20 protein-coding genes, 1 pseudogene and 1 other annotated feature are annotated in these 21592 nt (G+C 42.4%); of the genes and pseudogenes, 15 read left to right on the top strand and 6 right to left on the bottom strand.

All coding sequences use genetic code 11. The features are described from left to right. The first annotated feature begins 154 nt into the window (after positions 1 to 154). The 3 genes and pseudogenes from ACT3TH_RS13345 (at position 155) to ACT3TH_RS13355 (ending at position 3390) form a co-directional block, all read left to right on the top strand. Entirely contained in the window at positions 155 to 814 is a 660-nt protein-coding gene (locus tag ACT3TH_RS13345; protein WP_198334096.1) for a response regulator, read from the top strand. Further along, a complete protein-coding gene (locus tag ACT3TH_RS13350) occupies positions 777 to 2462 on the top strand; it encodes a sensor histidine kinase (RefSeq protein ID WP_444756296.1) in 1686 nt (561 codons plus the stop codon). The genes ACT3TH_RS13345 and ACT3TH_RS13350 overlap by 38 nt, the downstream gene beginning before the upstream one ends. A 128-nt stretch (positions 2463 to 2590) precedes the next feature. After that, positions 2591 to 3390, top strand: a pseudogene (locus tag ACT3TH_RS13355) (COG4705 family protein). A gap of 211 nt (positions 3391 to 3601) precedes the next feature. On the opposite strand, the gene ACT3TH_RS13360 reads toward ACT3TH_RS13355, so the two are convergent. After that, positions 3602 to 4009: an RNA-guided endonuclease InsQ/TnpB family protein gene (locus ACT3TH_RS13360; protein ID WP_444756297.1), complete on the bottom strand. Its 408-nt coding sequence runs from the start codon at positions 4007 to 4009 to the stop codon at positions 3602 to 3604. Between the two features lie 351 nt (positions 4010 to 4360). On the opposite strand from ACT3TH_RS13360, the gene ACT3TH_RS13365 reads away from it, so the two are divergent. The 8 genes from ACT3TH_RS13365 to ACT3TH_RS13400 all read left to right on the top strand — a co-directional run bounded on the left by ACT3TH_RS13365 (position 4361) and on the right by ACT3TH_RS13400 (position 10818). Beyond that, the gene (locus tag ACT3TH_RS13365; RefSeq protein WP_444756298.1) at positions 4361 to 4972 is read left to right on the top strand and encodes a cytochrome b/b6 domain-containing protein; all 612 of its coding nucleotides are present in this window, start codon (positions 4361 to 4363) and stop codon (positions 4970 to 4972) included. 22 nt (positions 4973 to 4994) lie between these two features. Further along, positions 4995 to 5669 carry a response regulator gene (locus ACT3TH_RS13370; protein ID WP_201565587.1) on the top strand — a complete coding sequence of 225 codons (675 nt, stop codon included), beginning with the start codon at positions 4995 to 4997 and terminating at the stop codon, positions 5667 to 5669. A gap of 67 nt (positions 5670 to 5736) precedes the next feature. Continuing rightward, positions 5737 to 7191 carry an ATP-binding protein gene (locus ACT3TH_RS13375; protein ID WP_426222802.1) on the top strand — a complete coding sequence of 485 codons (1455 nt, stop codon included), beginning with the start codon at positions 5737 to 5739 and terminating at the stop codon, positions 7189 to 7191. A gap of 82 nt (positions 7192 to 7273) precedes the next feature. Continuing rightward, positions 7274 to 7825 (top strand): PepSY domain-containing protein, encoded by a 552-nt coding sequence (locus ACT3TH_RS13380; RefSeq protein ID WP_426222803.1) that lies wholly within the window; start codon positions 7274 to 7276, stop codon positions 7823 to 7825. Then, a complete protein-coding gene (locus tag ACT3TH_RS13385) occupies positions 7815 to 8141 on the top strand; it encodes a hypothetical protein (protein WP_426222804.1) in 327 nt (108 codons plus the stop codon). Before ACT3TH_RS13380 ends, ACT3TH_RS13385 begins: the two co-directional genes overlap by 11 nt. A gap of 53 nt (positions 8142 to 8194) precedes the next feature. Continuing rightward, positions 8195 to 9286 (top strand): FAD:protein FMN transferase, encoded by a 1092-nt coding sequence (locus ACT3TH_RS13390; protein WP_426222805.1) that lies wholly within the window; start codon positions 8195 to 8197, stop codon positions 9284 to 9286. 60 nt (positions 9287 to 9346) lie between these two features. Next, on the top strand, positions 9347 to 10039 hold the full coding sequence (locus ACT3TH_RS13395) for a ferric reductase-like protein (RefSeq protein WP_444756299.1): 693 nt from the start codon (positions 9347 to 9349) through the stop codon (positions 10037 to 10039). 80 nt (positions 10040 to 10119) lie between these two features. Continuing rightward, entirely contained in the window at positions 10120 to 10818 is a 699-nt protein-coding gene (locus tag ACT3TH_RS13400) for a VIT1/CCC1 transporter family protein (protein ID WP_201565597.1), read from the top strand. A gap of 288 nt (positions 10819 to 11106) precedes the next feature. On the opposite strand, the gene ACT3TH_RS13405 is transcribed toward ACT3TH_RS13400, so the two are convergent. The 5 genes from ACT3TH_RS13405 to ACT3TH_RS13425 all read right to left on the bottom strand — a co-directional run bounded on the left by ACT3TH_RS13405 (position 11107) and on the right by ACT3TH_RS13425 (position 16707). After that, positions 11107 to 11817: an ABC transporter ATP-binding protein gene (locus tag ACT3TH_RS13405; RefSeq protein WP_087814831.1), complete on the bottom strand. Its 711-nt coding sequence runs from the start codon at positions 11815 to 11817 to the stop codon at positions 11107 to 11109. A gap of 4 nt (positions 11818 to 11821) precedes the next feature. Next, entirely contained in the window at positions 11822 to 13024 is a 1203-nt protein-coding gene (locus ACT3TH_RS13410) for an ABC transporter permease (RefSeq protein WP_087814832.1), read from the bottom strand. Next, on the bottom strand, positions 13021 to 14172 hold the full coding sequence (locus ACT3TH_RS13415; RefSeq protein ID WP_087814833.1) for an efflux RND transporter periplasmic adaptor subunit: 1152 nt from the start codon (positions 14170 to 14172) through the stop codon (positions 13021 to 13023). Before ACT3TH_RS13415 ends, ACT3TH_RS13410 begins: the two co-directional genes overlap by 4 nt. Continuing rightward, on the bottom strand, positions 14169 to 14777 hold the full coding sequence (locus ACT3TH_RS13420) for a TetR/AcrR family transcriptional regulator (protein WP_444756300.1): 609 nt from the start codon (positions 14775 to 14777) through the stop codon (positions 14169 to 14171). The genes ACT3TH_RS13415 and ACT3TH_RS13420 overlap by 4 nt, the downstream gene beginning before the upstream one ends. Positions 14778 to 15487: 710 nt before the next feature. After that, positions 15488 to 16707 (bottom strand): IS3 family transposase gene (locus ACT3TH_RS13425; protein WP_444756301.1). Its coding sequence is split into 2 segments (ribosomal slippage): positions 15488 to 16425 and positions 16425 to 16707, totalling 1221 coding nucleotides; the frame shifts between segments, so codons are not numbered across the junction. Next, positions 16316 to 16432: a sequence feature (AL1L pseudoknot), on the bottom strand. (Overlaps the previous gene by 117 nt.) 131 nt (positions 16708 to 16838) lie before the next feature. Between ACT3TH_RS13425 and ACT3TH_RS13430 the strand changes: the two genes are divergently transcribed. The 4 genes from ACT3TH_RS13430 to ACT3TH_RS13445 are packed head-to-tail and all read left to right on the top strand — an operon-like array spanning position 16839 to position 21477. Then, positions 16839 to 17846: a CBASS cGAMP-activated phospholipase gene (locus tag ACT3TH_RS13430; RefSeq protein ID WP_093071338.1), complete on the top strand. Its 1008-nt coding sequence runs from the start codon at positions 16839 to 16841 to the stop codon at positions 17844 to 17846. Beyond that, positions 17839 to 19185, top strand: a complete 1347-nt coding sequence (locus tag ACT3TH_RS13435) for a CBASS cGAMP synthase (protein WP_093071337.1) — start codon at positions 17839 to 17841, stop codon at positions 19183 to 19185. The genes ACT3TH_RS13430 and ACT3TH_RS13435 overlap by 8 nt, the downstream gene beginning before the upstream one ends. 4 nt (positions 19186 to 19189) lie before the next feature. Further along, positions 19190 to 20977, top strand: coding sequence for a ThiF family adenylyltransferase (locus ACT3TH_RS13440; RefSeq protein ID WP_143007446.1), 1788 nt, complete (start codon positions 19190 to 19192; stop codon positions 20975 to 20977). An 11-nt stretch (positions 20978 to 20988) separates the two neighbouring features. After that, on the top strand, positions 20989 to 21477 hold the full coding sequence (locus ACT3TH_RS13445; protein ID WP_093071335.1) for a Mov34/MPN/PAD-1 family protein: 489 nt from the start codon (positions 20989 to 20991) through the stop codon (positions 21475 to 21477). The last annotated feature ends 115 nt before the right edge of the window (positions 21478 to 21592 follow it).

Consider the following 21592-nt stretch of genomic DNA (forward strand, 5'->3'; position numbering starts at 1 on the left):
GGTTAATCTAGTCATAACACTATGATTATCAATTATTCTATATATGTCAACACACCCTAGTATCGATTAGAGCTTTTTAGTTTAAAGACACTATAAAAGTGTCACTATAGATAAATATTTTTTAATCCTAATAGCCACACAATAAGGATATCTTATGCGAGTATTGGTAGTCGAAGATGACTTGATGATTGGCGAGAGTCTGAGTGAGGCTTTGCAAGATGAAGCTTATACGGTTGATTGGGTTAAAGACGGTCGTCAAGCCATACTGACATTAAGGGTGCAACCTTACGACATCATCTTATTAGACTTAGGTCTACCAGAGGTTGATGGTATGGGCGTGTTGACCGCTATTCGCGACGCCAAGATTGAAACACCGGTGTTGATACTCACCGCGCGTGATCAATTAAAAGACAGAATCGCAGGATTAGACTCAGGGGCTGATGATTATGTCGTCAAGCCTTTCGAGTTAGCAGAGGTTTTTGCACGCATGAGAGTGCTTATTCGCCGTGCACAAGGCAAGGCTGACAATCAAGTGACGGTTGGTAATCTCAGTCTAGATACCGCGCACAAACGGGTCATGATGGATGGTAGCCCTATCGATTTAACCGCAAAGGAGTACATGCTCATCACTACCTTTATGTTGTCACCTGAAAAAGTCATGTCCAAAAATGAGCTTGAGGATTCGTTATATGGCTGGGGCGGCGAAGTTGAAAGTAACGCCATTGAGTTTTTGATTCATAGTTTACGCAAAAAGGTCGGACAAGATAGAATCAAGAATGTCCGTGGCCTTGGATGGTATATCAGCAATGCCTAAATTCCGTAACCTCTTTAACTCATTACAGTTCCAACTTATATTTTGGTCTGTTGTGTCATTATTGCTACTAGCAATAGTGGCGGGTGGTTATGGATTTTGGTACAGCTATAACGAGATAAACAACTTTCAAGATGACAATTTAAAAAATACTGCCGCACTATTAGAGCAGTCGCTCAATATTAGCGGTTTAAATAGTAATACAGCTCATTTAGACAATGAAGAACATGCCAGCAGCAACATTCACTTTGATACCGATGATGATGATGGTGCTATCACCGTTGATATCGTCATACTTTCCAACTCACTTAATAGCAGGGTACAAGATTATCAGAACGATCCAAGCGATGACGAACATGATTACTCAGCGCCTATACCGATAGCTTTAGTAAATAGCATTCCACAAGGAATAAGCGATCAAAACATTGACGGTCATTCTTGGCGAACCTATAGAAATGATGTCAAGATTGAGTCTTTAGATACTGATGAAGAAGTGGCTCTAATTTTGCGCCAACAGACAGATTTACAGGATGATTTAGCCAAAGCTAGTGCCTTACAGTCTTTTTTACCCCTTATTATCGGTATAGCATTATTACTGCTTTTACTGCCTTTTATCATGTGGCGCATGATGAAACCTGTGCGTCAATTGCATTATGAGATAAGCGCACGTAATGAGAATGACCTAAGTCCTTTATCGATTGGTAAACTGCCCTCTGAATTGCTGCCACTAGCCGAATCGTTAAATAGATTATTGGCTATAGTCAAAATCAGTATTGAACGTCAGCAACGCTTTATCGCTGATGCTGCCCATGAACTGCGCTCGCCGCTGACTGCCATCTCATTACAATTACAACGATTACAGCGTATTAGTAATGATAACGTTATGTCGGAAGGCCTCGATAAACTGGCTATTCGCTTGAGGCGTAATCAAAGTTTGGTTGAGCAATTATTAACGCTCGCTCGTGCTGGTAATATCAATACCGAGGTCGGTACCGAGACAACAGCAACCAATGTTAAATCTATTATCGAACAAGTCATAGGGTTACTCATTCCTATTGCTGATAATAAGAACATCGAACTAACGGTTGATATACAGTCTAATAGTAAAGTAAATATGGATGAGACATCGTTGTTGTTGCTCATCAAAAATCTGATTCAAAATGCCATTATTTACACGCTAGCTGGTGGTCAAGTCATGGTTAAACTCTATCAACTTGAGCAAAACTCAGGCAGTTTGGATAAATCGGCTTTAAATGCTCAATATAATTTTGGCTCACATGTGATTCAATCTGGAAAATTAAGTAATCTATCCAAGACACTAGATAACAAATTAGTATTACAGATCATAGATTCAGGCGCAGGCATTGACCCTAGTGATTATAAGAAAGCTTTTGAACCCTTTATACGGCTTAATCAAGTGATTAGTGCAGCTGATCAATTTAGCGACAGTAAACTTAACAATAGTATAAGCGCTTCAAGATCAGATAGCGCAAGTAAGCAATCACAGGAAATAGAAGGTACAGGACTTGGGCTCTCTATTGTTAAATCAATCTGTGAGCAGGCAGGTATCGATGTCTTTATGAAGGACTCTAATTCTGAGATTTTAAACTTACATGATAATCGAGGACTTTGTATAACTTTGATCTTTTAAACTCATACATAGAAATTTTAATAGATCTAAATAGTTGCATCTTCACACTTTCTTAACATCTCTATTGATAATTTAGTGACATCTACAACGTAACATTAAATTTGTTTACTAATAGAGTGAATCTAACCATGAATACAACCTTAAACAATCAATACTCACCCACTGCTTCTAGTAACGATCCAGTGCTAAACGCTTTGTCCAAAGTTCCGGAAGTTACCCTTCCTTTTGGATAATTAAAATCGCAGCTACTACGCTTGGTGAGACTGCGGGTGATGCTTTAACAATGTCATTAAATCTAGGATACATTGTCAGTACTGGCATTTTCGCTATTATATTTGCTATAGCAGTCGCTACCCAGATTAAAGCCAACTCATTTAATAAATGGTTGTATTGGGGCACGATTATAGCAACAACGACTTTAGGTACAACAATAGCAGACTATGTGACAAGATCACTAGGAATTGGCTATGCTGGCGGCTCAGCGCTTCTAGTAGCTTTACTTGGAATATGTCTAATGACATGGCAGAAGACGATGGGTAGTATCGCCGTCGACAGTATCAGCAAACCCAAAGCGGAAGTATTTTATTGGACGACAATTATGTTTTCGCAAACCTTAGGTACCGCACTTGGTGACTGGGTAGCAGATACAAAAGGTATAGGCTATACAACGAGTGCCATCATCTTTGGATTTTTATTAGTACTTATTGCGATAGCTCATTTTTATACTAAGATATCTAAAACACTATTATTTTGGAGCGCTTTTGTTTTAACTCGGCCTTTAGGAGCGGTGTTAGGCGACTTTTTAGATAAGCCTATTGATCATGGCGGTCTCGCGCTAAGTCGCTTTGGAGCATCAGCAGCCTTGTTAGTGTTTATCATTGTCTGCTTATTAGTCTTCAAACAGCGGGCTAGTGCTAGAGCGCATTGATGATAATGCATCTAGTAAAGTTTACTTTATGGATTAAATGATAATTTCTTAGATGCTCATAGCTTTGTTAACGAGGGGCTGCGATTATTAGTGTGATGAATATATATGGATAATGATTAGATATAGGTAGTAGTGAAAAAGGTTGCTCACGTATTATAAAATATAGCGTTAGCGCCCTTTTTCTATTTAGCATTTTACTTAGGTGATTTGCTTAATATTGGGGTTTGATATGGCCTATTTTTGGCAGTTTAACGGTGCTATCTGTGATCGCCACTGTACCCTTTTGGTTGTTGGTGGTGTAACTGTCTTTAATGCCTTTTTTCTTGAACTTAGGGAATCGGGCGCCTTGCTTGAAAAATTTACTATAGGCAGCTCTTAGATTTTGCTGAACATTGGCTAATGCCAAGCTATCGACTTCTTTTAGCCATTCAAATTCTTTTTTATACTGAGCAGGGGTGTTGTTTAGGGTGGTCTTTGTGGTTTTGTAGTGATCTATTTTATCGCCAAGCATTTTATTCCAAATAAAACGAGCGCAGCCGAATGACTTGGCAAAGAATACTTGCTGTTCATCAGTCGGATATAGCCTGATTTTATGGGCTTTTAGGATCTGCTTTGGCATGAAATACTTATTGTTAGTTGGTGTTATATTTATTATTAATTATACTACAGGTAGAGGTTGTTATCACCAACAACGCATTCATCTCACCACCTTAGAGGTGGGAGAATTCTGCGCTAAGATGTTAAAATCAATAAATTCTGGCAACGCAAACTATTACTCCTTATACCCTCCATCAAATACTCCCTTTTATTACTCAAACTTTTATTGCCCTCTAAGCTCAGCTTAAGGTTGGTTTGTTTTAATAGTGCTAACAAAGGCTATTTACAATAAATCTAGCCTCATCGCGATAGACACGTTTATTTTAATAGCGTGTTATCGCCAGCAAATAAACTGACTATTAAGCGGGGTATAATGATGGGCCAAAACAATCATAGTGGTATAACCAACGACGCAAGTGAAGCCTTTTCACAACCGTCAAAAACGAAGCAAGTAAGAGTTTGGGATATCCTTGTCAGAATCACCCATTGGACAGTCGCTATTGGTGTTATTGCAAACCTATTGTTTACAGAGGACGGTAGCGAGCTGCACGCATACGTTGGCTATACTGTCGTGGGGTTAGTTGTCATACGTTTATTATGGGGCTTTATAGGGACACGCTACGCTCGATTTAGCAGTTTCTTTCCTACTCCTTTACGTATCAAGCGCCATTTATCAGCACTAAGCGTCCGTCGTACCGATAAACAGCATCTTGGTCATAATCCATTGGCCGCTATTATGATGCTATCATTATGGGCGGCGATTATAGGACTTGGAATTACAGGCTATCTGATGGAATCAGGAATGATGGGTAACGAAGATTTTCTTGAAGAGGTGCATGAATTATTAGCAAATAGCTTGTATCTATTGGTTCCTCTACACGTTATCGCGGCGCTTGTCATGAGTTACTGGCAACGACAGAATCTGATTAAAGCCATGATTACTGGTAATAAAACCATAGTAGATGAACCCTCTAAATCAGAATAAGAAAAATGATGGAGCATGGCATATGGCACGTATATTACTCATAGAAGACGATAGCACTATCGCCGACGGTATTATTCTGGGTTTAAAAAGTCATGGCATGATGGTCGATTGGTTCGATAATGCAAAGCAAGGTGAGCTGGCATTACAAGATAATATGTTTGATGCGGTTTTGTTAGATTTAAGCTTGCCGCAAGGCGACGGTATGACGGTATTAAAAAACTGGCGCGGCAAACAGATAGACACCCCTGTATTAATCATCACTGCTCGCGATGCCATCGCCAATCGCGTGGCCGGACTCAATGCAGGGGCTGATGACTATTTGATTAAACCCTTTGCCTTGGATGAAGTTATCGCTCGTCTGCAAGCACTGATGCGGCGCAGCCAAGGACGTAGCCAACCTGAAATTCGCTACGGTAACGTGACTTATCAGCCGCATAGCCAACAACTCTACCATCAAGGCAATCTTATTGAGCTTACGATTAAAGAGGTGGCAATACTAGAGCAAATGCTGACGCATCCTAAGCAGATTCACAGTCGGGCAAGCTTAGAGGACAAGCTCTATGGATGGCAACAAGATATCGAAAGTAATGCCATTGAAGTACATATTCATCATTTACGCAAAAAGCTTGGCAATGATTTTATTTTAACCAAACGTGGGGTGGGTTATTATTTAAATCCCACTTACAATCATCTATAGTGATTTAAAAGCTTAAACTTAAACTTAAAATCATAAAATCCTTCATCACCTTTTGCCCTGTGAGCCTATGAAAAGTATCCAACAACGACTACTGACGTCCTTATTGATTGGACTGCCTTTGCTTTGGTTACTCACCTCCAGCTTTATCGCTTGGCGGCTGTGGCATGAAATCAATGAGATGAATGACACCCAAATCACGCAAGTCGCCCGTTACTTAATCGGGGTATCTGCTGACGAGGAACATGATGACGACGATGACAATGGTAACGATGACCATAAGAAACAGTCACGCGCTGCCAAAATATATCACTTAAAAAGTAAGCAGCTATCCGGTGATCTTGGCGAGGCTGAAGATGATTACATGGGGTTCGCCATCTGGAATAAAGACGGTCGGCTGCTCATGGCGGACGAAAATGGGCAGTCATTTAAATTTCTCCCCGATCAACATGGCTTTTTAGAAGACCATCATCATGCCTATCAGCGCTTGAACCCTTTTAACCATCAATGGCGCTTGTTTTATATTCACGGTGAACATTCTGATAAGCACGAAAGCCGCGTGATTGCGGTTGGTCAAAACCTTGATTCTCGCCAGAAAATGATTGTCGAGACTATGTCGGTGCAGCTACTGCCTATGCTGATTGGGTTGCTGGCGTTCATGGGTCTTGTCGTTCTACTCATTCGCCGTGGCTTTAAACCTTTAACAGAGGTCAGCGCCGAGCTTGAACAACGTCAGCCACAAGATGACAGCCCTATCACCGCAGATGTCCCTAAAGAGATTCAGCCTTTGGTCAGCGCCTTAAACGTGTTATTTGTAAAAGTAGCTGACACTTTAGCGCGTGAGCAACGCTTTACGGCTGATGCATCACATGAGCTACGAAGTCCGCTTGCCGCCTTAAAGTTACAAGCGGATTTATTACAACAGCAATTACTGCAACTGTCAGAGATAGAGGACGATAGCCAACTGTTCTATCATACTCAAAAAATCAGTGAGGGTATTGAGCGCGCCAATCACTTGGTTGAGCAACTTTTGACGTTAGCAAAAATAGAGCCGCAGCAGCACCTGCCTGCTGAACAATTAGAAAAACCTGATTGGCTGGCTTTAACCGACGAAGTACTTAGTGAGGTTAATCGGCTGGCACGGGAAAAGCATATCCAACTCAAACGCACGGTGCTGTGTGACCATCCTGCCGATATTTTACCTATTCTAGTAAACCCCACCTTATTCAAATTATTAATTCGCAACCTCTTAGAGAATGCCATTCATTATTGCCCAGAAGGCGCTTTGGTGGAATTACAGCTAGATATAAATGCTATCCGAGTGCTCGATAATGGCAATGGCGTCGCACCTGAGCAGTTAGCACGGCTCAGCGAACGCTTTTATCGACCAGCCGGTCAGAGCCAAATGGGCAGCGGCTTAGGTCTATCTATTGCCAATCGGATTGTCGAGCTACATAACCTGAACTTAGCATTTGCCAACCGCCCTTCTCCAGAAACCGGCTTTATGGTCACTATCAGTAAATAAAGCCGCCTTGTCTTAAGTTTGAGTTAATCTTCACCGCGTATGCTACTTGTATTCCCTCATGATTTCATACGGAGTACAACTTATGAGCCTGCCATTATTAAAACCCTTGCTATTGACTATCGGTGCCTCTTCACTGGTCTTCTTTGGCGGTGTTATCGCATTAACGACAGCATCATCAGATTCTACTGATGTCTTATCAGCAGCAAATATTACCAATCAGCTGACTGCTGCTGTTAAACAGAACACTGCTATTGAGCCGCTATCGGCTGCGATGCTCACAAGCGACCAAGCAATCGCCTTAGCCAAGCAGAACCTTCCTAATGCAACCCTACAAGCGACTCCAGAGCTGGTTAACTACAACGGTGCCGTCGCCTATGAGGTGCGCTTAGATACCAACACCACTTATATTGATGCCAATCTCGGCTCTATCTTGAACCCTGTTAACACCAGTGGCGCTCTTATTGATAGCGACTATTCTGATTATGACGATGACGAAGATAAATACGAAGACCACGACAATGATGAGGCGAAACCCCATAAGAAAAAGCATAAGGATAAATACGATAAAGAAAGCGAGCGTCTGATTGCTACGAGCTATAAGCATGATAACGATGAGGATGACTATGATGATTAATTCTAAAGTACCTGCTACTAAAGCCACTCATAAAAACCTGAAAAAAGCCGATCCTATTGCGACGTTTAAAAATAGCATTCTCATCGCCTCGGTCGTTGGAACCATGGCAGGTTGGCTCATATTACTTGATCAAGAAGCCGATAGTTTACCTGCCAGCACCGCTATTCCTGTCAGCACTAGCATCTCAAACCCTAACGTCATAGTGGCTCAAACCCCAAATGGCGTTGATATCACGCAATTAAGACAAGTGAATGAAGTAGAACGCCCAGCGGTTGAAGCGATAGTGGTTGTCGCTCGTACCCGCTCTTCTCGATAAATAAAAAATGATGGGCTTAAAATGATGACCAATCGTGCAACTAAGGACTTCTTATGCAAGCAAACACCAACAGCAGCACGCCACAACTATCGACCTTTATGTTGCCGGCGATGGGTTGTCACGTCCAAATCAGTCTAAATATTACGCAATTAAGCTTGCAGCAAACGCAAGGTAACACAGACCAAGAGATAGACCAAAAAATCGCTTTGGTTAAAGCCTATGTGGAAGAAAAACTGCTGCAGTGGGAGCATATATTCAGTCGTTTTGATAACACCAGCGAGCTGATGAGACTCAATAGTCATACCAATCAATGGACAGATATCAGCCCAGAATTGTTTGCAGTTTTAGAAAGCGCCATTGCTTTTGTGCCAAAAACCCAAGGCTTAGTCACCCCAACATTACTAAACACCCTGTGGGATATTGGCTATAAACACTCATTTGAGACCTTAGCAAAACAACCGACGCCGTCTGTGCAAACTGCTCAGCCGACTTTGCAAGATACTTCTGATGCTTCTAAAAACGACGCTGCCAATCAATCCATAAAAAATATCAAGCTTCGCACGTCAGCTCATGGACAACACAAAGTATTTCTCCCGACTGGCACAGCTCTCGATTTAAATGGTTATGTCAAAGGTTGGTGCGCGATGCAATTGGCCGAATACATCAGTCAACGCTCTGACTGGCAATTGCCTTGTTTAATTGATATGGGAGGCGACATAGCGATTGGTGTGCCAAATGAGCAAAAATTTGCCAAACCTATTACATGGGCCATTGCTATCGCCAAACCCTATATTGCTGATAGCCAGCAGGTTCAAGATGAAGAAGATATTGCCATTATTCATATCAGTGCGGGCGCTGTTGCAACCTCAGGTCAAGACTATCGCCGTTGGTGGCATAAAGGCCATTGGCAACATCACTTGATACACCCTTATTATGCTTGCCCTGCAAAAAGTGACGTTTTAAGTGCCACCATACTTGCTGATGATACGCTGACCGCAGAGGTATATGCCAAATATTGTGTCATCCTAGGCGCGAAAAAAGCGCTGCAATGGCTGTCCGAACAGCATATTGCCGCCGTATTAGTCGATACTGATTATAAGGTCATGGCTTCACCTGCCATTCATCCAAACTTAATTGCCATTTAATCCATAAAACATATTTAAGGTTTTACTATCTTAAGTTGTTACCTTGATTGGAGAATAGCCATGCATACTGACTCTCACCCTGATTCTAGCAATCACTTGATAATTAAACTAACTAAGACAGTCTTTCAGGCGCTATGGACAGTATTTATTTTAAGTGCTGGCATAGTCGGTGGCGTTTATGTCTTTTCGTTGTGGGGAGAAAGCCTATCGCAAATCCTTATGACCACAGACAAGCACTTTTGGTATTTGTCGCGCGCAAGTGGTGTGATTGCGTATGCTTTATTTTGGTTGGCAATTGTTTTTGGTTTGTTGCTCAGTACGCGCCTATGTCGGTATTTTAATGCGGCAAAAGTATTTGCATTACATCAATATTTAAGCTTGCTCGCCGTAGGCTTTGCTACTTTTCATGCGGTTATTCTATTGGCTGATAACTATATGAATCTGAATATTTGGCAGGTATTATTACCGCTTGGGTTTCAGACTGACCGTATCGGTGTCGCATTAGGACAATTGGGATTTTGGTTTTTATTCATCAGCGCGTTTAGCTTCTACCTTAAAAAACACCTGGGTCAATCAGCATGGCGATGGTTGCATTTTTTAACCTTTTTAGCTTATATGGGCATTAGTATCCATGTGTTTATGGTGGGCTCTGATAGCCGACTGCTAGCGCTATTATTGTTTTATGCCGCTAGTCAGACAGTGGTCTTTGTACTGATTGCCTATCGTTTATATGCGTTAAGGCAAGTTAGCTAATCTCTGGGCAATTTACAGGGTAAACTGTAATACTATATCCTTGGTTCATTATTCTTGCTTAGTTATTTTTGAGGTTATTTATGTCCCTTTCTATTCATGATGAAGTGCATTTAAGCAACCGTAGCCAGTGGCTCAGAGCAGCCGTTCTCGGTGCAAATGATGGATTGATTTCTACCGCCAGCTTATTGGTTGGTATTGCTGCGGCAAACGCCAATAGCCAGACTTTACTACTGACGGGGCTTGCGTCATTGACTGCGGGTGCTTTATCAATGGCAGCGGGTGAGTATATTTCCGTGTCATCACAGGCAGATACTGAAAAAGCGGACTTGGCAAAAGAGCATCATGAGTTAACGCATAACTCTGAGCGCGAGCTTCTTGAGCTGACAAGAATTTATGAGCAGCGTGGACTTGAGCAAGACTTAGCCCATCAAGTTGCCGTGGCTTTGACTGAGCACGATGCCCTAGAAGCCCATGCGCGTGATGAGATTGGCTTAACTGACATAAGTACCGCCAAGCCACTTCAAGCCTCCATTGCCTCTGCCCTATCATTCATAGTAGGCGCTATCGTCCCTGTTATGGGCATTCTACTATTGCCAGCAGAGACATTAGTATGGTCGTTGGCCTCGTTGACTGTCGTAGGTTTAATTTTACTTGGTGTGGTATCTGCACGCTTGGGCGGTGCCCCTATCATTCCTGCTACTGCTCGGGTAGTAATATGGGGTGTATTGGCTATGCTGGCAACTTCGTTTATCGGCGGGTTGTTTGGTGTCGCGGTTTAACTTCTGTCTTCGTTACTATAACCTCTCTTATAGAAGCAAAGAGAGGTTCCCTAGTGAGGACTTGAATCTTTGGCTGTGAGCTAATGGTATTAAGGTTTCAAATTGCTGAGATAGCCACAGTGTACTTCATGATGTACTTACCATAGATATTCTATCTATGATCGGTGCGCTAGTGAGGACTTGAAGAGACCATCCCAGATTCTGTGTAACTGACGTTTAGATTAAATACTTACACAAAATTTAGGAAGGTCTCAGGTCATAAGACCTTTCTATCATTCAATATTTCCCTCATTCGAACGCTCTGCCTTCGCCAACTTCTTCATGGGTTACGCCGTCTCGGATGTGGTAGATACGCTTAAAAGTAGGAATAATTTTTTCGTCATGAGTGACAACGATGATGGCAGTTTCGAATTTCTGAGCCATGTCGTTAAGGATGCGAATCACTGCCATGGCACGCACGCTATCGAGAGCGGCGGTCGGTTCATCCGTCAGAATCACCGGTGGCTGATTGACCAATCCACGCGCAATAGCAACCCGTTGCTGCTCGCCACCGGAAAGTTGCGAAGGCATGGCTTGAGCTCGGTGTTGCACATCAAGTGCCGTGAGCAACGCCAATGCCTTCGCCCGTGACTTTGCATTCGAGATGCCTGCTAGCATTGGCAGCAGAGCTACATTGTCAGTGACATCCAGAAACGGAATCAAATATGGTGATTGGAAGACAAAACCAATTTTGTCGCGGCGCAAGGCACGCAAATCACGAACTTTCCAACCATCGTCGTAGATTACCTCATCGCCCAGCGTCATGCGACCGGCGCTCGGATCAATCACCGCGCCTAGGCATTTTAGCAGTGTGCTCTTGCCTGATCCGGAAGGACCGATCAAGCCAACAACCTCACCTGGTGCAACCTGCATATTCACGTCCTTCAACGCGTAGACAGCCGTGTCACCTTTGCCAAAGCGTTTGCTTAGGCCTTCGATGTGTATTCCTTTTTTAGTCATTGAGTTATCCTATCGCTTCGGCCGGATCGACCTTGAGTGCCATACGAATGGCGATAATGCTTGCAAGTATGCAAATCACGAGCACGGCAAGAAAACCGATCACCGAATCCATTGGCGTAAGCAGCACATACTTGGGAAACACAGGTGCGGCGAAAGTGGCCGTAATCTTGCCAACCACAAAGCCAATCACACCTAGTGCAAGCGCCTGTTGCATGATCATCGCCGCGATAGTTCGGTTACGGGTGCCAATGAGCTTCAATACCGCGATTTCGCGGATTTTGTCCATGGTCAGCGAATAGATGATGAAAGCAACGATAGCCGCGCTAACAATGGCTAAAATTACTAGAAACATGCCGATCTGCTTGGCTGAGGTAGCGATTAACTTGCCGACGAGGATGTCTTCCATCTGTGCCCGCGTGTAGACTGTCAAACGCTTCCAGCGCTGGATGGATTCGGCCACTTCATTCTGCGCATAGCCGGGTTTCAGTGTGACCAGTACGGCATTGACGGACAAGTTGGTATTCTGTGAAGCAATCACAGCATCTAACAAACCTGGCACACCGGGACGATTAAAAGCGGGATTGGCTTCAGTGCGCTGTCGGCTTTGCCAAATGGCGTCGTTGTTTTTGAGAAACTGGGCTTCTTGGGCATCCTTGAGCGGAACAAACACCATTGGGTCACCACTAGACGATACCATGCGCCGTGTTAGCCCCACAACAGTGTAATGATTGCGACGAATAGCTAGAGAATCTCCCAATTTAAAGCCGGTAGCGATATCGGCCACCGCCTCGTAGTGACTGCGCGTGATTTGGCGGCCAGCAACGAGATAAGGAGGCCATCCAGGTGTGGCTCCCAACTCACCAGGCGCAATACCAACTACCATGGCACGTACATCACTTTCGCCTTTATGTACTTGTGTGGTTAGGTAGGTCACGTTCGCTGCTTCGGCGACGCCCGGCATGGCAAGGATGGTGCGATAGACGTCATCGTTGATGCTAGACGACTCCGCGTAGGGACCCAGTGTATCCTTCTGCACCACCCAAAGATCAGCGCCACTATTATCGAGTAAGGCTTTGCCATCGTCCACCATACCCCGGTAAACTCCGGCCATAACGAGAGTGACGCCGATCAGCAGACCCAGACCAATACCGGTAAAGATGAACTTTCCCCAAGCATGAAGAATATCGCGACCAGCTAAGCTGATCATGGTGACACTCCTGAAATGCGATCGACTATATGGATACGACTGCCCACTTTCAATGCCTTTTCGCTATAGGTTACGACTTGATCACCTTTGTTAAGCCCTTCGAGCACCTGCACATAGCCATTGAGATCGGATGCACCGAGCTTGATCGGGGAAAAATGCAGATCACCATCCACTATTTGCCAGACACCGACCTTGTCCCCCTCACGCTGAACGGCAGCGTTGGAGATCAAAGGAACGGTCGGGAGCGCCGGTAAGTCAACGGTGACTTCTGCCAGTTCGCCTATTGATGGCAAAGAGTCTGGTTGATTATCGAAGGTCACCTTGGCGAGCATCTCCTCGGTTACCGCGTCGGCTTTGAGCTCCACACGCAGCACGCTACCTTTCAAGATTTGGCCGCTACGCGAACGCAGGATGATACGAGTCGGTAAGCCTGCAGCTAGCCCCGATGCATTGATTTGGTCAAAACGCACATTGATCCATAAACTTTTGGGGTCTATTACCTCTACCACCGCTTGCCCTGCGACGACCGTGGTGCCGGGATCAGCATCACGCACGGCAACGACCCCATCGACCGGCGCGATTAAGCGTAGATTACTTCTCTGCGCAATGAATCCTTCTCGGTCGGAGTGTGCTCGAGCAAGGTCTGCCTGAGCGACGGATAGTTCAGCATTAGCGACCTGTAGTTCCTGTTTTTTCGTGGCGACGCTCTCCTCACTGACCGCTTGCACTGACAATAATTGCTCATAGCGTTTCGCCTGTATTTGCGCATAGACTTGCCTAGCTTTCGACTCTTGTAATACGGCTTCCGCACGCTTGAGTACTGATTCTTGGGAACGAACCCGATCATCGAGATCAACCGGCTCCATCCCACCAAGTACCTGTCCAGCTTTGACCTGATCGCCCACATGCACATCCAAGCTTTTGACGCGACCTGCAAATATTGGTCCGATTTTGTAGGTATAACGTGATTCTACCGTGCCGATACCGAACAGCGCTGGGGTGATAGATCCCGACTCCACACTTGCCACCGTCACAGCGACGGGGGCGAGTGGGCCTGATCGTAGGCCGACATAGATAAAAAGGGCCAGCAATGGAATGATGATGGCAAGCAGCGCTAAAGTGCGTCCTTGTATGGGTAACTTCTTCATTGAATACCCCTTATGCCGCGCATATAAATCGCAAAAACCCGTGGCGCATCGTGCTGCATGCGTCCCACGTCACCTACCAGCATCGATTGCATAACCAAACCTTGAATGGTGCCAATGAACAGCATTGCCGCTGCCTCGTTATCAAGGGATGACGGCAACTCGCCGCTGGCCTTACCTTTATTAATGAGTAAATGCAAGCGTTCGCCGTAGCGCTGAATCAAAGTTTGCACCATACACTTGGCTGGTGTCGATTCGGCACGCTGAAGCTCTCCAAAAATCATTCTCGGTACACCTGGATGCTCGACCACGAAATCAATATGACTCATGAACATTGCTTCCATAGCTATCAAGGGTGACTCGATTCCTTGTGTGGATGTATCAATTTTAGCCAGTAGACGCTCTGTCACCCACTCCATGACCGCCTGCCAAATTGCTTCCTTATTCGGAAAATGCCGAAACAGTGCACCTTGGGTCAAGTTCATGTGTTTAGCGATTGCTGCAGTAGTAATCTTACTTGGGTTTTGCGTACCGGCGAGCTCCACGACGGACTTGATAGTAACGGTACGACGTTCATCAGCCGGTAGATTTTTTGAGTGGAAACTCATGAGTACTCCTAATAAGATAGTAATTGATTACTATCTTATCGAAAAGTGTCATTAAAGCAAGAAATAAGTCAAAATTCAACACGCTGGTCAACATCAGGCATCAGCGATGGGTTCGACGTCTTTATTTCCTATTTCTTGAGAAGGCTTTTAATAATCTCTTAGAGCCATACAAAGCTGCGATGGGTTCGCTATCTAAGAATATCAAATCTTAGTTCACAAAGATTTTTTTAAAGGTTTCAAGCAGTCAGCTGCAACAATACCTCTAGTAACTCAGTTGTCATAGTAGTAGAAGTTGCTAACGCCATTTATATGTAGTGTTAGCAACCTTTTTTATATTCAGTGTTTTTCTTAAGTAAGTTTTTCAATACTAAGGTTTGATTGGGTGCTTATTTGGTGTGTCATTTTAGAGCATACCCCAGCGGAACCAGTTATTTCACCCTTCAAACCTATTAACAGACCACTTAAAACAGACTGGTATAATGGAACCATTTATATCACGACAATAAGTAGAGACGTGTCCCATTTGCCTCTCCCTCCCAATCCTTTAAATTTATAGATAATAGACCTCTTACAAAAGCCCCATCCTATTGATTTCTAATAACAGAGTTTCAAAGACTGGCGACGACTTATGCAAGAAGTCTAATAAAATATATGATTTAAATATGACACATTGAACCGCCCCGACTATGTCGGAGTCTGGTTTACTTGAGTCAGGCAGCAATGCCTGACAGGATTAAATTATCATAATACCGCTTTTCAAACTCAAAGGGCGACACATAACCAATCGTGCTATGCAGTCGTGTTTTGTTAAACCAATCGACCCATTCAAGGGTTGCCAGTTCAACATCGTTCACACCAGACCAGCTCTCTTTCAAATAATGAATCACCTCAGACTTGTACAGCCCGTTGACCGTTTCAGCCAGTGCGTTGTCATAAGAGTCGCCTGTTGTACCAACAGAGGCAATCACGCCAGAATCCGTCATTTTATCAGTATAGCGAATGGATAAATACTGAACCCCTCGATCACTGTGATGAATCACATCTTTGGGATTATTCCTATCTGCTACCACTTGATTGAGCGCGGCCATCACCATATCGGTGTTCATGCGATTGGATACTTTCCAGCCCACAATGGCACGAGCGAACACATCAATAATAAAAGCAGTATAAACCCAGCCACTCAGTGTCTTGATATAGGTAAAATCTGCAACCCACAGCTGATTAGGACGATGGGCATTAAAGTTACGATTGACCAAGTCGTCAGCACGCTTTTGGTCGTCACGGCTGTTGGTGGTAATCTTACCCTTACCGCGCCAGATGCCTTGCATACCATACTGCTTCATTAAACGCTCGACGGTGCAACGAGCAACCTTTACGCCATCAGCCTTCATCTGCTGCCAGACTTTACGAACACCGTAACGGCATTTACTGTCTTGCCAAATACGTTTAATCTCTCTGAGATAATAGTCATCATGCTGACTGCGTAATGAGCGCTTCTCAGGGCGGTCCTCTAAGTCTTTAGCACGGTAGTAGGTTGATGGGGCAATCGGTAGTACTCTACAAATCAGCTCGACCCCATAACTACCTCTATAGTCATCAATAAACTGAACCATTATCTGGGTGGACGGCCCTTCTCCGCCTGGGCTTCAAGACCAGCAGCCTTACGTATAATCTCATTGGCTTGCTTGAGCTCTTTGTTCTCTCGTTCAAGCTCTTTGATACGCTCTTTGTCACTTTGAGCTTGTACTGAGGCAGGAATAGTTTGATCTATGTGCTTTTTATGCCATGACCGCAGGGTTTCAGGCGTACAGCCAATCTTAGGTGCAATTGCTTGAATAGCTGACCAGGTGGAAGGATAGTCGCTTAATGCTTCAATCAGCATGCGAACGGCGCGGTCTTTAATCTCGGGGGTGTAGTGTCGTGTTTTCATCGTTGTATTCTCTCAGAATGTTGAGTCTCCGACAATACCGGGGCGGTTCATTATGTAGCGAAATATTGTTGGTAATACCTTGAAAATTTAAAAAGATAAACCAATATATATAAATTATAAGGAGATTACGTATGGTCCATGATGATTCATTTCGAATACTAACTTTAACTGGTGGAGGTTTTCGAGGTTTGTACACCGCTAAAGTTCTAGAAGAGCTGGAAAACGAGTATGGTTATCCTATAGGTAGATTTTTTAACTTAATCGCCGGTACTTCTATAGGTGGAATCCTAGCTCTTGCAGTTGCTGCTGAAATACCCATGTCAGATGTGGTTAAGCTTTTTGAACAACATGGTGATAAGATTTTTAAGAAAAGAAAGGCTAATCTATTTTCGATAAAACGTTCTACTTATAGCATTGATGTGTTGAAAGAGCAGCTAGAGATAATGTTTAAGGAAGACAAGCTAGGCAGTCTTAAACATAACGTTATTATACCAGCCATCAACTTTTCTGTAGGTAAGCCAGTAGTATTTAAAACTCCCCATCATCATACATTCAAGCGTGATAAGCATCATTTAATTGTTGATGTGGCATTGGCTACTTCAGCTGCTCCCATATACTTTCCTAAGTACGTATTCGACAATACTCAATATGTAGACGGTGGACTGTTTGCCAATAATCCAAGCATGTTAGCAATTCACGAAGCGCAGTATTTCCTAAATGCTAAGCAAGAGAATATTCTACTTCTTAATGTTGGCACCCTATCTTCACGTATTTCAGCAAACCCCAAAACAAACAAATTAGGTGGAATGTTAGACTGGGCACATGGTAAAAATTTGAGCAATGCACCGAAAAATATTATCGAACTCACCTTGTCCACACAACAGCAAATGATGACATTTATTACCCAGCATCTGCTAAAAGAAAGGTACTTAAGTATTGACGAAAATTTAACAAACGAAGCTGCCAACTATGTATCACTAGATAGAGCGGATGCTGCTGCTAAAGAAGTACTGTTATCAACAGCTATGCAAAATTCAAAAGAAGCTCTTGGTAAAGAACTTATAAAAACAATTTTCTTGAAACCAGTCGAACTTCACAACACAGCCATACAACCAAATACTGAGGATTCAAATGAGTGATAACCTTAAAACAAACAACTTACATAGTGTTTTCAAAAACGATACTGATGGTTTTTTCAAGAAGCTTTTACCTAAAGGCGAGCAGTTCCAAGTGTTCAAAGACTGCAAAGATCAGATTAAGGCTGTTATAGAAATACAAGTTGAAAAAGTATATGGTGTCAGACCAAAATTTAGACTCCAAGGTTCCTGGGCGTATGGTGTATGTAATGCCCCAGCACTCCCTGAGCAAGAAATGGATTTTGATTACGGTTGTTATCTACCAGAGTCATGTTTTTTAGAAGGTCAAAGCGCTGAAGTGGCTAATAAGCTCTTTGAAACTGTAGAAGAATGTCTGGATATACTATGTAATGATAATGGTTGGGAATTAGATAAAGAACATAAAAATTGCATTCGAATTAGAGGCTTTATGCCTCAAGGTCAACCCAAAGCACATTTTGATATTCCGTTGTATGCTCTACCAAACGAGATGTTTGATGATTTAACAGATGCTAGCGTTAAGCAAGACTCTTCAACAGTTAGTAAAGAAGAGGCTTCTTACGATAGTATCCAAGAAAGCAGAAGCTTTGATTTTTCAGAGGATGTAGATCCTAATAACTTATCATTATTCTTTAATGAAAGTACATTTAGTGGTACAACTTTATCTGCCAACTTATCTTACTCTCCCTCTTATGATTCTATGATCACTGAAGATTCTAGTAAGGCTAATGCAAAGAATATTAAGAAGCGTTCAAAAATAAAAAACGTAAGTCTAATACAACGAGATGAAGATGAATGGCTCGTTTCAGACTGTGAAAAGGTACGTGAATGGTTTTTAGCAGAATGTGAAAAATATCCCAATACTGGACAACAACTTCGTGCAGTCATTAGGTATTTAAAGTCATGGCGTGATTATAATCAATATCAAAAGGCTCCTAGCTCTGTTTCATTGATGATAATTGCTACTGAACACTATCAGCATTTGCAGCAAAGAGATGATAGAGCGCTTTTTGAAATACTTTTGAATTTAGAACATGCACTTAAAAACGATATAAAATGCAAGTATATTGAAGGACATTCTACAGAAGACTTTAATAGAGCAAATAATGAACAACGAGAAGAGAATGCTGAGCTGGCATCAGAGCTTTGTAGTGGCTTTGATAGAGTTCTTCATAAATCCCAAAATGAGAATACCTGCCTCAACATATTAGAAAGCTTGTTTGGTGAGAGAATACCATCTAACAGACCTGATTTAGTAACGATTAATGTCGATACCAAGGCTTCAGTCGCAACCGTTGTTGACAATGCACCTGTACAGGTTGCTGCTGAGTCTGCATCAATAAAGCCTCAAATCGGTGGGTAGAGCATTGCAAAAACAGATGTCTTTGTACGATATAATCTCTGGTATAAATGACAATTTTTGTAATTGGAGATACACAAAAGGTAGGCGACCATCATCGGCTAATAGTCGTGATAAATCAATGTATGATGGTTGGTTTACTTCTTTTGAAACTAAGGATAATACAAACTTTCAAATACTGATTCAGGTAGAAGATTGGGACTTCGTTAGTTTGCCAAACGTGTATGTTAAAGCTCCTCTTCCTGATTATATTCAAAACCTTTTACCCCTTGCTCATTTTTCTATTGATAAACGCGAGTATAAAGGCGATTGGTATTATTCAGTTTGCTATAGTTTACATGATGCTTATGAGCTTAAAATTTCAGACCCTTTAGGAGTTTTAGGCTGGGTTCTAGATAAAACTAAAATTATTATAGAAGCGCTTATTAAGAACAAGCGTCATAGGTCTGATGAGTTTCTAAGAGAGTTGACCCCGATATGGCAAAGTATAGCAAGTTACCATTCTAGTAATTTAATTAAATCTAACGATGCAGCTGTACAGTCGATCCACGATCTTTTGTTGCCTGTAATTTATGACTTGAAGCAAGGGTGGCATCTTGTTCCTTGGATAGTTAAAGACGGGCATATAGAAGCAAATACGTTAATTATTCATATTCCTAGTAAACAACTTGCTAAAATACCTTCTATGCCTTCTGTATTTATTGATGTGAAAAGTAGCAAAGGTATACCACTCAAGTATTTCTTACTATGGCTCAAACAGTGGAGTCATGTAGCCTTTAGACTGATAGTCAGTGAAATTGCATCCAATATTGAGCGACATAGAGAGACAACATTATATTTTCCAGTGTGTCTTGTCGTCGATAAACAATTACTGTCATTGTGCATAGAGCTAGAAAATCTAAAAGAGTTAGTATCTGGTAGCGCTAGTAAGCACTTAAAATTAGCAAACCATTCCAAGCTACTCTCTAATTCTAAAGTAGTTTTTAGCAGTGCTGTAAACCTTACTCCCAATTTTTTATTTACGAGGAACCTTGACAATTTGGAACAACCAAACTTAATAGGTAAGAATATTGCCCTACTAGGATGCGGAGCGATTGGTGGTTATTTAGGATTATCTTTAGCACGCCTGGGCGCTGGTGCGAGTGGTGGAAAACTCACGTTGATAGACAGCGACATCTTCCAAGAGGAGAATATTGGTAGACATGCACTTGGTAAAGCGTATCTTCATAGAATGAAAGCTAGCGCGTTAAAGCAAGAAATAGCTCAGCAGATACCTGACCTAAATATCGAGGTACATAATATCAACGCTTGTAATAGGAGTATTTTAAAAAATATTTCAAACTATGATCTTATTATCGATGCTACTGCCAAAATAGAAGCATCTGAAACAATCAATAAGTTTTTCTTTGATTCAGACGGCAAGACACCCCCATTGATTCATAGTTGGATTAGAGGCAATGGAGAGTGTGTTCAAGCTTTGTATAATGATAAAGATACAAATTATGCCTGTCGGTCCTGTATAAATAAAAGTGGTAATTCGATACGTGAAGAATATGACGCCCTAAAAGGTATGACTGCTGCAAGGTCTTTCATGGCATGTGCCGATTTTACACCTTTTGCTGTATCAGCAAGTATGTCAGCTGCTGCTTTAACAATTGATATGATTTTGGACTGGCTACAAGGAGATGTTAGTCCAAGATATCGAACTCGTTATACTGAGAAATGGATGGGGGAGAAAATAGAAAGTAAAGATTACGCTCCTTCTCTTGAATGCCATATATGTAAAATTAACTGATTTGGTTCCATATGTTTAATAATTCTTGGGAATTTTCTAGTACTTCTCCCGTAAATGCTGTTTTGATGCAGCCTTCGGTACTTGAAAAAATAGATCAATGGAGACAAAAGGGTTTTCTGAGTCAGGCGGAAGCTTGTGGTATCTTACTTGGTGAGCGAAAAGGTTTTAAGGGAAAAGAACAATATCTGAATATCACAGATATAACGTTACCTTATAACACTGATATTAGAAAACCAACAGCGTACATAAGGAATACTGAAGGTCATCAAGCTTATCTAGATGAGTTACATAAACAAAGTAAAGGTAGAATACAGTATTTAGGCGAGTGGCATAGTCACCCTCAAAACGTAGCAACTCCCTCTTCGATTGACTATAGAGAATGGCATAAAACCTGCTTAAATTTTCCCAATCTACCTTTAGTGTTCTATATAGCAGGAGTAACAGAAGACTGGATGGGTATCCAAGCTGATCAATCAATATATCTGCCTAAAACTTTGTAGTAATAATTTCTGATGTTGTTACCATCACTAAGACCTATTTGCTATTTTTAATTTATTAGGGTGTGTTGACATATATAGAATAATTGATAATCATAGTGTTATGACTAGATTAACA

Origin of the sequence: Psychrobacter sp. AOP22-C1-C5 (genome assembly GCF_052378885.1) — a bacterium.
GTDB lineage: Bacteria > Pseudomonadota > Gammaproteobacteria > Pseudomonadales > Moraxellaceae > Psychrobacter.